This is a genomic window from Streptomyces sp. CRN 30, assembly GCF_034105845.1.
Window position 1 is genome coordinate 1 of sequence record NZ_JAVRHI010000298.1, and the last position, 13,830, is coordinate 13,830.

General features: G+C 74.7%; 15 protein-coding genes. 5 read left to right on the forward strand and 10 right to left on the reverse strand.

What is annotated here, in order from left to right; genetic code table 11:
• Positions 1–498: TSUP family transporter (locus tag UW392_RS31980; protein WP_320778666.1), on the forward strand; the 498-nt coding region annotated here is incomplete at its 5' end.
• A 104-nt stretch (positions 499–602) separates the two neighbouring features.
• Entirely contained in the window at positions 603–1,583 is a 981-nt protein-coding gene (locus UW392_RS31985) for a TIGR03557 family F420-dependent LLM class oxidoreductase (RefSeq protein ID WP_320778667.1), read from the forward strand.
• Positions 1,584–1,615: 32 nt separating this feature from the next.
• On the opposite strand, the gene UW392_RS31990 is transcribed toward UW392_RS31985, so the two are convergent.
• The 3 genes from UW392_RS31990 to UW392_RS32000 form a co-directional block, all read right to left on the reverse strand.
• On the reverse strand, positions 1,616–1,885 hold the full coding sequence (locus UW392_RS31990; protein WP_320778668.1) for a non-oxidative hydroxyarylic acid decarboxylases subunit D: 270 nt from the start codon (positions 1,883–1,885) through the stop codon (positions 1,616–1,618).
• A gap of 45 nt (positions 1,886–1,930) precedes the next feature.
• Positions 1,931–3,355, reverse strand: coding sequence for a non-oxidative hydroxyarylic acid decarboxylases subunit C (locus UW392_RS31995; protein WP_320778669.1), 1,425 nt, complete (start codon positions 3,353–3,355; stop codon positions 1,931–1,933).
• Between the two features lie 77 nt (positions 3,356–3,432).
• Complete coding sequence (locus tag UW392_RS32000) at positions 3,433–4,029, reverse strand: non-oxidative hydroxyarylic acid decarboxylases subunit B (protein WP_320778670.1); 597 nt, start codon at positions 4,027–4,029, stop codon at positions 3,433–3,435.
• 92 nt (positions 4,030–4,121) lie between these two features.
• Here UW392_RS32000 and UW392_RS32005 point away from each other — a divergent pair, with 92 nt between their 5' ends.
• Positions 4,122–5,018, forward strand: a complete 897-nt coding sequence (locus UW392_RS32005) for a helix-turn-helix transcriptional regulator (RefSeq protein ID WP_320778671.1) — start codon at positions 4,122–4,124, stop codon at positions 5,016–5,018.
• A 31-nt stretch (positions 5,019–5,049) separates the two neighbouring features.
• On the opposite strand, the gene UW392_RS32010 is transcribed toward UW392_RS32005, so the two are convergent.
• Positions 5,050–6,168 carry a sensor histidine kinase gene (locus UW392_RS32010; RefSeq protein ID WP_320778672.1) on the reverse strand — a complete coding sequence of 373 codons (1,119 nt, stop codon included), beginning with the start codon at positions 6,166–6,168 and terminating at the stop codon, positions 5,050–5,052.
• Positions 6,165–6,836, reverse strand: a complete 672-nt coding sequence (locus UW392_RS32015) for a response regulator transcription factor (RefSeq protein ID WP_320778703.1) — start codon at positions 6,834–6,836, stop codon at positions 6,165–6,167. The genes UW392_RS32010 and UW392_RS32015 overlap by 4 nt, the downstream gene beginning before the upstream one ends.
• Positions 6,837–7,010: 174 nt before the next feature.
• On the opposite strand from UW392_RS32015, the gene UW392_RS32020 reads away from it, so the two are divergent.
• Entirely contained in the window at positions 7,011–8,252 is a 1,242-nt protein-coding gene (locus UW392_RS32020) for a DUF418 domain-containing protein (protein ID WP_320778673.1), read from the forward strand.
• 11 nt (positions 8,253–8,263) lie between these two features.
• On the opposite strand, the gene UW392_RS32025 is transcribed toward UW392_RS32020, so the two are convergent.
• From UW392_RS32025 to UW392_RS32035, 3 genes are all read right to left on the reverse strand, one after another.
• Positions 8,264–9,130, reverse strand: a complete 867-nt coding sequence (locus UW392_RS32025; protein WP_320778674.1) for an alpha/beta hydrolase — start codon at positions 9,128–9,130, stop codon at positions 8,264–8,266.
• An 87-nt stretch (positions 9,131–9,217) separates the two neighbouring features.
• The gene (locus UW392_RS32030; protein ID WP_320778675.1) at positions 9,218–9,808 is read right to left on the reverse strand and encodes a methyltransferase domain-containing protein; all 591 of its coding nucleotides are present in this window, start codon (positions 9,806–9,808) and stop codon (positions 9,218–9,220) included.
• 37 nt (positions 9,809–9,845) lie between these two features.
• Positions 9,846–10,868 (reverse strand): LLM class flavin-dependent oxidoreductase, encoded by a 1,023-nt coding sequence (locus UW392_RS32035; RefSeq protein WP_320778676.1) that lies wholly within the window; start codon positions 10,866–10,868, stop codon positions 9,846–9,848.
• Positions 10,869–10,989: 121 nt separating this feature from the next.
• Here UW392_RS32035 and UW392_RS32040 point away from each other — a divergent pair, with 121 nt between their 5' ends.
• Positions 10,990–11,958: a Rieske (2Fe-2S) protein gene (locus UW392_RS32040; RefSeq protein ID WP_320778677.1), complete on the forward strand. Its 969-nt coding sequence runs from the start codon at positions 10,990–10,992 to the stop codon at positions 11,956–11,958.
• Positions 11,959–12,031: 73 nt separating this feature from the next.
• Here the strand turns inward: UW392_RS32040 and UW392_RS32045 are convergent, their stop codons facing one another.
• Together UW392_RS32045 and UW392_RS32050 are read right to left on the reverse strand one after the other, a co-directional pair.
• The gene (locus UW392_RS32045; RefSeq protein ID WP_320778678.1) at positions 12,032–12,814 is read right to left on the reverse strand and encodes a thioesterase II family protein; all 783 of its coding nucleotides are present in this window, start codon (positions 12,812–12,814) and stop codon (positions 12,032–12,034) included.
• Positions 12,815–13,190: 376 nt separating this feature from the next.
• Positions 13,191–13,784, reverse strand: coding sequence for a cysteine hydrolase family protein (locus UW392_RS32050; protein ID WP_320778679.1), 594 nt, complete (start codon positions 13,782–13,784; stop codon positions 13,191–13,193).
• Between the last annotated feature and the right edge of the window lie 46 nt (positions 13,785–13,830).

Below are 13,830 nucleotides of genomic sequence, written 5' to 3' on the forward strand. Positions count from 1 at the left end.
GCCCCCCGGGCGTTCGTCGCCTACGTCGCCCTCACCGTCGTCGACCTGCTGCTGCGGCCCGGTTTCCTGCGCCCGGCCGGACAGCCCGGGACCGGGCCGGACGGGCCCCGGCCGCTGCCGCCGGTCCTCGGTGCGCCGATCGGCGCGGTCGCCGCCTTCCTCGGCGTGGGCGGCAGCGTCATGACCGTCCCCGCGATGCGGCGGGCCGGGCACACCATGGGGGTGGCCGCCTCGCTGGCCAATCCCCTCACCTTCGCCATCGCCCTCCCGGCCGCCGCCGTCTCGCTGGCAGGTGCCGGACCCGCCGCCCTCTCCGGCGCCCACGCCCACCTGGTGGGCCTCGTCGACACCGGCGCGGCCGCGGCGCTGCTGCTCGGGGCGCTGCCGGTGATCGCGGTGCTGCGGCGGCGCCCGCCCCGCATCCCCGACCGCGCCCACTCCTGGGCCTACGTCGCCCTGCTCGTCCTGGTCGCCGCCGCGATGCTGCCGACGGCCTGACCACCCGCCCCGCCGGGTCCCGCGTTCGGGCAATCGGATGGAGCCGGACGGCCCCGCCGGTGCCGTCCCCCGGTGTCGGCCACGCCGGGTGCCAGGGTCGGACCATGGAAATCGGCTACAAACTGGCCTCCGAGGCATTCGGTCCCGAAGAACTGATCCGGCAGGCGGTCCGCGCCGAGGCGGCGGGCTTCGACTTCGTGGAGATGAGCGACCACTTCCACCCCTGGCTCGACCTCCAGGGCCACTCCTCCTTCACCTGGACGGTGCTCGGCGCGATCGCCGCCAGGACCGAACGCATCGGGCTGGTGACCGGCGTGACCTGCCCGACGATCCGCTACCACCCGGCGATCGTCGCGCAGGCCGCGGCGACCCTCGCCCTGGTATCCGGCGGCCGCTTCGTCCTCGGGGTCGGCTCCGGCGAACGCCTCAACGAACACGTCGTCGGCCGCGGCTTCCCCGACACCGTCCGGGAGCGGCACGAGCTGCTCCGCGAGGCTCTGGAGATCATCCGCCTGCTGTGGCGCGGCGGCTACCGCTCCTACGAGGGCAAGCACCTGCGGCTCGCCGACGCCCGGGTCTTCGACCTGCCCGCGGAGTCCCCGCTGATCGCCGTCGCCGCCAGCGGCCCCGACTCCGCGCGCATCGCCGCGGAACTGGGCAACGGGCTCTTCGCCACCGAGGACAAGGCGTCGATCGTGCGGCACTACCGGACCCACGGCGGCTCAGGACCCGGGTACGCGGAGGTGCCCATGGCCTGGGCCGAGGACGAGACGAGCGCCGCGCGGGAGGCGCTGCGCACCTCGCGGTGGGCGCTCACCGGCTGGAAGGTGATGAGCGAACTCCCCAACCCGGTCAACTTCGACGCGGCCACGACCACCGTCCGCCTGGAGGACGTCCTCGAGAAGTTCGCCTGCGGCCCCGACCCCGAGCGCTACGTGTCGGCCGCCCAGAGCTACGTCGACGCCGGGTTCGACCGGCTGGTCATGCAGAACGCGGGCCCCGACCCCGACGGCTTCATCGACTTCTATCAGAGCGAACTCGACGGGCGCCTGCGTGGCCTGCGGCCCTCCGCTGACACTTCCTGACCCGCCGGGGCGTCGGGGGCGTCGGGGGGGGGCTACACGCTTTGGGCCCCGGTGGCGAGCGGCGGGACCGCCGGCACCTCCAGGGCGTTCTCGATGTCCTCGGCGGTCATCCGGAACCGCTCCGGGTAGGCCGCGGGGCTGGTGCGGCGGGCGGGTTCGGTGGTGCGCCACATGTAGAGGCAGCGCGGGCACTGGAGGACCTGCCAGACGCCGGGCACGGGGGAGTGGGCGACGGTACGGACCGCACCGTCGGTGCAGCGCGGGCAGACGTCGTGGCCGGCCGGCGCGGAGTGGGTGGTCATGAGCTGCGGAGTCCTTTCCGTGGACGTAAGACGTGAGCGGGGAGATCAGCGGGAGGCCAGCAGAGTGCGCAGCCGCGCGGCCCACTCGGCGGTCTCCGGCAGGTCCTTGACGGGCGTACCGAAGTTGCCGCGTACGTCGGGGGCGACCGGCGTCGTCGCATCGATGATCATCTTGCTGGTGACACCGGCCGGCGCGGAGGCGGGCGCCAGCTCCACCACCGAGAGGTTCGGCAGGACCAGGACGTCCTCGCGCGGGTTCACCTTCGCGGACTGCGCCCACATCACCTGCGGCAGGTCGAACGGGTCCACGTCCTCGTCGACCAGGATGACCTGCGAGACGTAGCCCAGGCCGTGCGGCGTGGTCATGGCGCGCATCCCGACCGCCTTGGCGAACCCGCCGTACCGCTTGGCGGTGGAGATGATCACCAGCAGGCCGTGTGTGTACATCGCGTTCACGGCACGCACCTCGGGGAACTCCGCGCGCAACTGCTTCAGCAGCGGCACGCTGGTGTTGGGGCCCACCAGGTAGTCGCACTCGGTCCACGGCATGCCGAGGTAGAGGGACTCGAAGACGGGCCGGGTGCGGTACGAGATCCGCTCGACGCGGATGACCGGCATGCGCCGGCCGCCGGAGTAGTGGCCGGTGAACTCGCCGAACGGCCCCTCGATCTGCCGGACCCGGGACTCGATGACACCCTCGATGACGACCTCGGCGCCCCAGGGGACGTCAAGACCGGTGTGCGGGGCGGTGGCGATCGGCATGGGGGCGCCGCGCAGGGCGCCCGCCATCTCGTACTCGGACTGGTCGTAACGGAGCGGCATGCCGGCGACGATCGGGATCACCGGGTCGTTGCCGAGAGTGATCGCGACGGGCAGGTCCTCGCCGCGCTCCTCGGCGGTGCGCAGGTGCTGCGCGATGTCGTGCACCGGCACCGGTTGCAGCGCGAGCCGGTCGCGGCCGATGACCTCCATGCGGTACGTGCCGAGGTTCTGCTTGCCGAAGTGGTCCGGGTCGGCCGGGTCCCGGGAGACCACGGCGGCCTTGTCGAGATAGAAGCCGCCGTCGCCGTCGTTGAGCCGGAACAGCGGCAGCACCTCGAAGAGGTCGACGTCGTCACCGGTGAGGGTGTTCTCCTGCCAGGGTGCGTCGGCGCGGCGCTCGGGGGCGACGGGAAAGGCGTCCCAGCGGCGGGCGAACTCCTCGACCTGCTCCCGCGGCGAGGTCTCCTTCGGCAGGCCGAGCGCGAGGGCGTGGTTGCGCCAGGAGCCGTGCACGTTCATCGCGATCCGGGCGTCGGTGAACCCCTTGACCCGGTCGAACCAGAGGGCCGGCGCGCCGTCGCCGATACGGCCCGCGGCGTTGGCCGCCGCCGCGATGTCGGGCTCGGGCAGGACCTCGTCGGGGATCCGCAGCAGCTGTCCCTCCTTCTCCAGCGTGTCGAGGAACGCGCGCAGATCGTCGTACGGCATGGGGGATCGTCTCCTTGAGGTGCGAGGTGGTGCGAGGTGGTGCGGGACGGTGGGAGGCGGTGCGGGGCCCGGTGGGGTCAGGACGCCCGGGGCGGGCCGTCGAGGCGGGCGGCGCGCAGGCCGTCCCAGCGACGGGCGCCCGCCGCCGGCAGGTCCAGCTGGTCGAGGACGCGGGAGACGATGTGCTCCACGATGTCGTCGACCGACTCCGGCCGGTTGTAGAAGGCGGGCATCGGCGGGACTATGCGGGCGCCCATGCGGGCGAGGGCCAGCATGTTCTCCAGGTGGATCTCGCTGAGCGGCGTCTCGCGGGGGACCAGCACCAGCGGCCGGCGCTCCTTCAGCGTGACGTCCGCGGCCCGGCCGACGAGCCCGTCCGCGTACCCGGCGCGGATACCGGCCAGGGTCTTCATGGAACACGGCACGACGACCATCCCGTCGGTGCGGAACGACCCGGAGGAGATCGTCGCGCCCTGGTCGTCCGGCGGGTGCGCCACGTCGGCCAGCGCGGCCACCTCCCGCATCGTGCGGCCGGTCTCCAGCTCCACGGTGGCCCGTGCCCAGCGGCTCGCGACGAAGTGGGTCTCGACGTCCGGCAGCGCGGCGAGCCGCTCCAGCAGCCGGACCCCGAAGGGAGCGCCGGTGGCCCCTGTCATCGCCACGGTCACCCGCACGGCACACCTGTTTCTTTTCGGTCATCGTTCTGGTGGTTCCCTCTCACGCTAGGAGCAGCTGGGAGGCCGGCGCGGTACGCTGGGGACACACCATGGGGAATATCGGACACAACCCGACGGCCACCATCACCGACGTGGCGTACCGCCCGGCGCTCACCGCGCCCATCGGGATGGACGTGGTCGACTTCGCCGAGCTGCGGGCCCGAGGCCTGCGCCGCGGCATCGACCTCTCCGGCCCGCAGCGCCCGGACTTCCACCACCTCATCCACGTCCGCCCCGGCTCGGCGCCGCTGCCCCACACCGTGGACTTCACCCGGTACGACGTCCCGCCGGGCGGCTGGCTGTGGGTCCGCCCCGGACAGGTCCACCAGTACGGGGCCGGACCCGAGGGGCCCTGGGAACTCGCGGACGGCGTCATCGTGATCTGGCGGCCCGGCTTCGTCCCCGACGACCCGCCGGACACCGCAGGACCGCTCCTCCCGGCCGGCCCGCGCGCCCCGCTGGTGGACCTCGCCCGCGCCCACCTCGTCACCGAGTACGCCGACCTCGGCGCGATGCCGCTGGAGGCGCACAACAGGGCGCTGCGGATGCTGCTCTCGCTCCTGCTGCTGCGCCTCGCCCACGCCGTGCCGGGGGCCGCGACGGGGGAGCGGGGCCCCGACGACGGCCCGTTCGCCCGCTACCGGGCGGCGGTGGAACGCGACTTCGCCCGCACCCACCGCGTCGCCGACCACGCCGCCGCCCTCGGCTACAGCGTCCGCACCCTCACCCGCGCCGTCCACGCCGCCACCGGGACGACCGCCAAGGCCTACCTCGACGCCCGCATCGTGCTGGAGGCCAAACGCCTGCTGGTCCACACCGACGCCACCGCCGCCGACGTGGCCCGCCGGCTGGGCTTCACCGACCCCAGCGACTTCGGTACGTTCTTCCGCCGCCACGACGGCCGCACACCACTGGAGTTCCGGGCGGCGGCCCGGGGAACGGCCTGACGGCCGCCGGCACGCCCGCGGCCCGTCGCGGTCAGGCCGTCCCCCCGGCGGCCGGGAGGTCGAGGGTCAGCCGCCAGCCGCCGTCCGGGGTGGGGCCCGACCCGACGTGCCCGCCGAGGAGTTCGGCGCGCTGACGGAGGCCGACCAGGCCGTGGTGGGCGCCGGGCAGCGGCAGGGCGGGCTGGTCCGGCGCCGAGTTGGTGACCGTGACCCGTACCGTGCCGTCCACGACACCGACGCTGATGGCCGCCGTGGTGCCGGGCGCGTGCTTGCGTACGTTGGTCAGCGCCTCCTGCACCGTGCGGTAGACCGTGCGCTGCACATTGGGCGGCAGGTTCGCGGGCAGGTCGGTCCGCAGCTCGGCGTCGATCCCGCTGCCCTCGACGAGCCGGGGAAGCTCCGCCAGCGACGGCTGGGGCGTCAGCTCCGAGGGTCTGCCGCCCGAGGCGCGCAGGACACCCACCATGTGCCGTAGCTCGTCCAGGGTCTCCACGCTCAGCAGCCGGATCGTCGCCCCCGCCTGTCTGGTCTCCGCGTCCCGCCCGGCCACCTGGAGGGCGCCCGCCCGGACGGCGATGAGACTGACCTGGTGCGAGACGACGTCGTGCATCTCCCGGGCGAGCTGCGCGCGTTCCCTGGCCAGCACGTTCTGCGCCCGCAGCTGCCGCCCGCTCTCCCGGACCACGGAGATCTCCGACAGCCGCAGCGCCAGCTCGCGCCGCGCCTGCACCAACTGCTCGAGGAACACCGGCGCGGCGGCCGTCGCCAGACTGTACGTGACCATGACCAGGTCGAACGGGTCCGACAGATCCGCGAACCGAGGCTCGGGCCACGACCACGCGGTGATGTCGCACGCCGCGTAGGCCAGGGCACAGGCGGCCAGCAGCGACCGGCGCCGGGTCAGGGACGCCAGCGTGTACAGGGCGGCCAGGGTGGCGAACACGGCGTCCGTGACGAGGGTGGCGGGCAGGGCCAGCAGGAACGTCGGCAGCGGAAGCCGGCGCCGGAACGGCAGGACGACCACGGCCAGCAGCGCGCACACCACCGGCGTACGGTCCTCGAAGTCGACGTGGACGCACACGTCCAGCATCGAGGCGACGATCACCGCCGTGTCCGTGACCGACGCGGTCAGCGGCAGCCGCGCCTTCATCCGCCCCGCCTCCTCCCGCCGCGCGGCGGGGCGAGCAGCCCGGCGCGGTCGGCGATCAGGGCCGCCTGCACCCGGCTGCCGACCCGCAGTTTGGCGAGGAGCGCGCTGACGTGGTCCTTGATCGTGCTGGTGCTCAGGTGCATGCGGTCGCCGATGCCCGCGTTGGACAGCCCCTGCGCCAGATGGACCAGGACGTCGCGCTCACGGCCGGTCAGCCGCTCGACGGCCCGCACCGCCGCCTCCCCGGGCCGCCGGTCCAGGTAGTCGCCCACCACCGCCCGGGTCACCTTCGACGACAGCACGACCCCGCCGTCCGCCAACGACCGTACGAGATGCGGCAGAAGCTCGGGGTCGGTGTCCTTCAGCAGGAACCCGGCGGCCCCCGACCGCAGCGCGGTCTCCACGTACTCGTCCATGTCGAACGTCGTCAGCATCCCCACCACCGGCGGCCGCGGCAGCCGCCGCAGCGCGGCGAGGACGGTGAGCCCGTCGACGTCCGGCATCCGGATGTCCAGCAGCACCACGTCCGGGGACGACTCCCGCACGGCGGCCACCGCCCGCCCGCCCGGCACCGCCCCGACGACCTCGATGCCCTCCGCGGAGTCCAGGATGTGCGTGAACCCCGTACGGACCAGGGCCTCGTCGTCGACCACCAGTACCCGGATCACCTGTGTCCCGCCCGTCGTCGCCGGACCACCTCGGACCTCTACGACGCGCACGGCCGCCACCGGGTTCCCCCGCCCGGCCCGCCACCCGGCGGGGGCCGCTCCGGTCCCCCGGCGGACCGGTCCCGGCTGTCCGGTCGATGGCCGGCCGCGGCCGTGGCGCCGACGCTGGAGCACATGACACCGGACACGACCCCGGCCCCGACACCCGCCCCCGCCACGGCCCCGCCGACGAGCCGTCCCGCTCCCGGCCCCCGCGCCCCGGCCCCCGCCCGGCTCGTCGGCGTCGACCTGGCGCGGGGCCTCGCCGTCCTCGGCATGTACGCCGCGCACGTCGGCCCCGACCCCACCGTCGGCGGCCCGCTCGGCTTCGTCCTGGAGCTGGCCCGCGGCCGTTCCTCCGCCCTCTTCGCCCTGCTGGCGGGGTTCTCGCTGGTGATCCTCACCGGCCGCCCGCACCCCCGTGCCGGACGCGCCGGACGACGGGCCGCCGGCCGGGTCGTGATCCGCGCGCTCGTCCTGATCCCCCTCGGCTTCGCGCTCACCGCCCTGGACACCGACGTCGACGTGATCCTCGCCTGCTACGGCGTGCTCTTCCTGATGGTCCTCCCGCTGCACCGCCTGGGGGCCGGCGCGCTCGCGGCCGTCGCCGCCGCCGGGGCGCTCGCCATGCCCCCGCTCCTCCTCGCCGTCCGGCGGACGATCGAGGAGGGCGAGTGGGCCAACGCCGTCATCGCGAGCGACCCCCTGGCCCGGCTCAGCGGCACGGACGGCGTCCTCGAACTGCTCTTCACCGGCGAGTACCCCGTGCTCACCTGGATGCCGTTCATGGTCGCGGGCATGGCGCTGGCCCGCCTCGACCTCACCCGGCCGGGCGTCCGCGCCCGGCTCGCCCTGACCGGCGCCGCGCTCGCCGTCCTCGGCCACGGCGGGTCCTGGCTGGCCATGCGCCTGGTTCCCGGCGCGCACGCCGCCGTGGCCGCCGCCACCGACGGCGGCGCACCGTCCTCCGCCTGGTGGTCCGACGGCGTGGGCGATCTCGTCGACGGCGCCCCGGACGCCTGGCTGCTGGTCGCCGCGCCGCACAGCCAGACGACCTTCTCCGTCCTCGGCAGCACGGGCGTCGCGCTCCTCACCGTGGCCGCCTGCCTGACGGTCGCGCACCGGATGCCCCGCCTCACCCGCCTGGCCACGCCCGTCACCGCCGTCGGCACGATCGCCCTGACCGCCTACGTCGCCCACATCCTTGCCCTGAGCGTCCTCGGCACGGCGGCGGAGACGGGTCCCGCGCTGGTCGCGCTCGCCGCGTTCGGCGCCACCGCGATGCTGTCGGCCGTCCTGTGGACCCGCCGCTTCCGCCGCGGCCCGCTGGAGTACCTGCTGCACACCGCGACCCGCCCGGCGGACCTGCTCCCCTGAGGGGGCGTGCGTCAGCCGAGCCCGGCGGCCAGCTCCCCGAGGAGCCGGGCCGCCGGTGCCGGGTCGACCAGCCACTTGAGGTGGCTGCCGGGCAGCGTGCGTACGTCGTAGGGGTTGTCCGGGGTCAGCGCGTCGCCCTCCCTGATGAGGCGGTCCTGGAGCGCCAGGGGCATGCTCATGTCGTCGGCCAGGCGCACGTACGTCTTCGGGATCCGGCCCCACGTGTCGGCCCGCGCCCGGTCGGCGGAGGTGCCGGCGTCCAGGTTCTCGTCGGGCTGGAAGGTGTTGAGGAAGGTCAGGAACTCCTCGTCGGTGCCGTCGGCGAGGAAGGCCGTCCTGAACGCGTCGAGGGCCCGGGGGTCGGCGGTGCGGAAGTTGACCCGGAGCAGCCCGAGGGCGGCCGGGTCACCGGCCGCCGCCAGGACCAGGGAGGCGCTGTCCACCGAGGCCATCTCCGGCTCGGCGTAGTAGGCGCCGACATCGAGCGCGACCGGGCACCAGGCGGAGACGTAGACGATGCGGTCGATCAGGTCCGGGCGCGCGTTGGCCGCGGCGGTGGCCGTGACCCCGCCGCGGCTGTGCGAGACGAGGACCACCGGACCGTTGGCCTTGGCCCGTTCCAGGACGCCGATCAGGTGCGCGGCGTTGTCGGCGAGGGTGACCCCCTTGATCGCGCCGGGCGCGGCGGCGAGTCCTTCGAGGTCCTGCGGCGCCTGGTAGGCCCGCGAGTAGGTCGCGCCGAAGCCGTGGCCCGGCAGGTCGACGGCGGCCGAACGGTGCCCGAGGAGACCCAGTTCGGCCTGGAGCGGCGCGAACGAGAAGGAGTTCGCGAAGGCTCCGTGGACCAGTACGAACGTCGGCTGTGTGCGAGTACTCAATTTTCTGCCCCCGTGGCATCGGTGTCGTGCGACCGGGAGCGGCGCGTGGTCCCGCCCCCCCCGGACGGGACTCTACGCAAGGGAAGATCACGGCGGAAGATCACGGCTTCGACCCGCCGCCGGCCCTCCGCGCGCCCGAGCCTCGCCGACGCCTGGGCGGTCCGGGCCGGGCAGCGCGCCGGCCGCCAGGAAGTATGTGACGGCGCAGGTGAACCGGCCCCTCCGCGCCGACTCGCCCAGGTGCGCAGGTCCATGACGTTGTCGACCGCCGACGCGTCGCGCACCACGAGGGTCCGGGCCTCCACCCCCGAGACGCCGGTCGGCCCGCGGTCGGTGAGCAGCCCGGCGGGCCGGCGCGACGCGGCCGCCGGGGCGGACCACCCGGACCAGTTCGTCCAGGACCCGGCCGGGATCGGCGACGTGCTGCACGACCCGGTCCGCCCAGGCGCCGCCGAACCGGTCCGGCCCGAACGGCAGCCGGTGCGCGTCCGCGACGACGGCCTCCAGGAACGACGTGCCGGGCACCGCCCGCAGCGACTCCCGCAGCCGCCGCTTGCAGGCGGCGTGGAACGGCTCCGCGCTCAGCCGGTTTAGGAGCGACGCCGACACGCCGGGGTCGGCCTGCGCGTCCACCGAGGTGAAGCCGTGCGCCATGTGCTCCGGGCGGTCCGCGTCCATGGGGGCACGCCGGCCGCGGCGCGGGAGGCCGTGGCCGTCACTCGGGCCGGGCGGGTGCCTTCCAGCCCAGCGCGGGGCCCAGCCGTTCGGCGATGTCGGTGAGGATCTGCTCGTAGTCCTCCTCGTCGAAGGTGAAGGGCAGCGCGAACGCGACCTCCTCGACCTCCCGGAACGCGGCGTGCTCCCGCAGCCGCTCCGCGATCTGCTCCGAGGTGCCCACCAGATCCGGGGCGAACAGCAGCCGGGCCGGCCCCTGCGGCTCCGCGGTCCTGGGGAGTCTCTTCGCCGCGTACTCCTCGTACTTGGCGCGCTGCGCGGCGCCGGCGGAGTCGGTGGGGATCACCACGAGACCCTGGGAGACCCGGGCCGCCTCCCCGTCGGGGTGGGCGGCGCGGAAGGCGCGGATGTGGGAGAGCTGGACGGCGGCGAAGTCCGTGGACTCCTCGGCCTTGACCACGCTGCTGGTGAGCAGGTTCATCCGGTTCTCCCCGGCCCAGCGGGCCGAGCGCAGGCTGCCGCCGCCGTACCACATACGGGCGCGCAGCCCGGGGCTGTGCGGCTGCACCCGGTCGGAGAAGACCTCGATGCCCTCCGTGCCGCGGAACCCCGTGGCGGGCTCGCCGGAGACGTGCCCGAGCAGGCGCCGCACCCGCTCGTAGCCGAACTCCTCGCTGTCGGCGGTGTCGGGGTACAGGGCGTCCCGGACCCGCTCGTAGTGCATCGGGGGGCCGGTGCTCACCCCGGGGTTGAGGCGCCCGCCGGACAGGAGGTCGACCGTCGCCCAGTCCTCCGCGAGCCGCAGCGGGTTCTCCCAGCCCAGCGGGGTCACGGCCGTCCCCAGCTCGATCCGGTCGGTGCGCTGGGTGGCGGCGGCGAGGACCGCTACCGGTGAGGCGATGCCGTACTGGAGATGGCGGTGGCGGACCCACGCGCTGTCGTAGCCGAGGCGCTCGCCCAGCTCGATCACGCGCAGGGTGGACTCGTGCCCGCGGGCCGGGTCGTCCTCGTCGAACAGCCCGATCGTGAGGAACCCCAGCTTCCGCAGTGGCCTGCCGTTCATCTCCACCGACTCCCGCCCGCTCCGGCCCGTACGGACCCGTCGTCACTCGCCTACGAAGATCAGATTACGCGGCGCCGCCCCGCGTCCGTTTCCGTGCCGCCGTGCGGGGGACTCAGCGCGCATGAGCATGAAGCCAGGCCGCCGGCTGATGCGGCAGAACCGAATCCTTCGGCTGCTGGACGCGCTGGAACGTGATTCCAGGGCGGACGCGGTCGTCAACGCGCTGGGCAGAGGCGTGCAGGCGCTGCCGCTGGGGTCCGCCCGGGACCTGCTGCACGGCCGGTGGCTGGGACACCCGCTGCACCCGATGTCCGTGCAACTGCCGATCGGCTGCTGGATGTCCGCCGCCGTGCTGGACCTGCGGCGGGGCCGCTCGCGGGAGGCGACGCTGCTGGTCGGCGTCGGGCTGGCCGCCGCCGCGCCCGCCGCCGCGTCGGGCGCCGTCGACTGGGCGGAGCTGCACGAGGAGCAGAAGCGCGTCGGACTGGTCCACGCCCTGGCCAACGTCACGGCCGTCGGCCTCTACGGCGTCTCCCTCGTCCGCCGCCTCCAGGGCCGGACCGGGTCCGGGCGGGCGTACGGCTTCCTCGGGCTGACCGCGGTCGGGCTGGGCGGCATGCTGGGCGGGCACATGGCCTACCGCCAGGCGGCCGGCGCCAACCACGCGGAGGAGGTGTCGCACCTCGTCACGGAGGGCTGGCACCGGGTCGGTGCCGTCGCCGACTTCCCCGCAGGGCAGCCGGTGCGGCGCGTCGTGGACGACGTGCCGGTGCTGGTCGTGCGCGAGACCGGGGGCACCGTCCACGCGCTGGCCGAACGGTGCAGCCACCTCTCCGGACCGCTGGCCGACGGCGCGGTGGCCGACGGCTGCGTCACCTGTCCGTGGCACGGCAGCGTCTTCCGGCTCTCCGACGGCTGGAACGTACGCGGTCCGGCCACCGCCCCGCAGCCCGCCTTCGAGACCCGCATCGCCGACGGCCACGTGGAGGTGCGGCTGCCGGGCGACGGCGAGAGCCTCGCCCGGGACCTGGAGGCGGCCCTGGCGGCCGCGTCACCGGACGGCCGCGGGTCAGGCCCGGACCTGCACTGAGAGTGCCCCCGCGCGCGGTGACCGTTTCCGCGGCCGATGGCCGCGGCGGACCGGGCGCGTGCGCGGAAGGCCGTCAGGGCCGTCCCGGTTCCGGGGCCGCCTCCGGCAGCAGCCGGGACCGGATCAGCTCACCGATCCGGTCCTGGTGGTCGCCGAGGAAGAAGTGGCCGCCGCTGAACGCCAGCACCTCCGTGGGGCCGTCGGTGTGCTTCCGCCAGCCTTCCGCCCCGGCCACGGTGACCTTCGGGTCGTCCGCGCCGACCAGCACCGTGACCGGCGCCTTGAGCGCGGCGCGGCCCGGCCGGTGGCGGTAGGTCTCGATGGCCCGGTAGTCGCCGCGCAGCGTCGGCAGGATCATCTCCACCAGTTCCGGCTCGTCGAGCACCGCCGCCGGGGTGCCGCCCTGCCGGACCATCTCCGCCAGCAGTTCCGCGTCGTCGGCGAGGTGCAGCCGTCCCTCGTGGACGGCGGAGGGCGCGCGCCGTCCCGAGACGAAGAGCGCGGACGGTTCCGTACCGGTCCGCTCCCGCAGCAGCAGGGCCGCCTCGAACGCGACCACCGCACCCATGCTGTGCCCGAAGAAGGCGGGCCGCTCGCCGTCCCACCGGGGTGCCAGTACGTCGGCGACGGCTGCGGCGAGAGTGTCGATGTCGGTCAACTGCGGCTCCGCCCGCCGCTCCTGGCGTCCCGGGTACTGCACGGCGAGGACCTCCACCCGCGGGTGCAGCAGCCGGGAGAGCCAGTGGTAGTACGCGGCCGACCCGCCCGCGTGCGGGAAGCACACCAGCCGTGCCGCCGCGTCGGGGGAGGGGTGGAAGCGCCGGAGCCACCGTTCGGCGTCGGGGTGTGTCGTCATGCCCGCAGTCCTGTCCTTCCCGCCGCCGCGGCCGTCGTCCGCCCGCGGCTCCTCATCGCTCCCGCGATTCTTCTCCGACCCGCGACAGATCATGCCCGGACGACCGCCCCGACGACATGGCACAAGGGTGCCGGGCGCGACGGGCGTGACGGGCGCATCGGGCGCATCAGATGTGCCGGAGGCGTCGGAGCTGGCTGGCGCGTCCGGCGCAGTCCGTGTCCACGGCCGGAGCGCGACGCGGCCCTGGCCGTGCGGCAGGGCCGGGCCCGGCGGCGGGCCGCTCGCGCGCGTGGCGGACGACCGCTCCTCGTGGCGGCGGTAAGGCGTACGGCGGTCGCGCCGATTCGGCGACCGGGCGTCCCGGACACGGACCCCGCTACCGGTCGAGGTCGTCCTGCGTGGCGACCACGACCCCGTACAGGTCGCCGATGGTGGCGAGCGCGCCGAGGTGGAGCTGCCGGGCGGTCAGTTCCGTGTCCCCGGCGGCCAGCGGGCGGGTGGCGCACGCCTCGGCCACGACCGTGGGCCGGTTGCCCCGCAGGAACGCCCCCTGCGCGGTGAACGCCACGCACATGTGCGTCATGAAACCGGCGACGACCAGATCGCTCCTGCCCGCCTCGTCGACGAGACGGCCCAGCTCCGTGCCGTGGAAGGAGTCCGGGGCCCGCTTGACGACCACGGGCTCCCCGTCGGCCGGCGCGACCAGGGGGTGCGGCCGCCCGACCTCGGCGTCGAGGTCGTAGGGCGATCCCGTGCCCCCGTCGTGGATCACGTGGATGACCGGGGTGCCCGCCCGGCGGGCCCGCTCCAGCAGGCGGGCGGCGGCGTCGAGGGCCGGCTCCCAGCCGTCCAGCTCCAGCACGCCCGTCGTGTAGGTGTTCTGGTAGTCCACGAGGACCAGGGTCGAGTCGGCGAGCTTCGCGGGGGTGTCGTCGAAACCGTTCAGCCGGCGCAGCGTCGTACTGGACATGGAGGTGCCCCTGTCGGTGTGAGGTGGGTCGTGGGCGGGCCGCTCC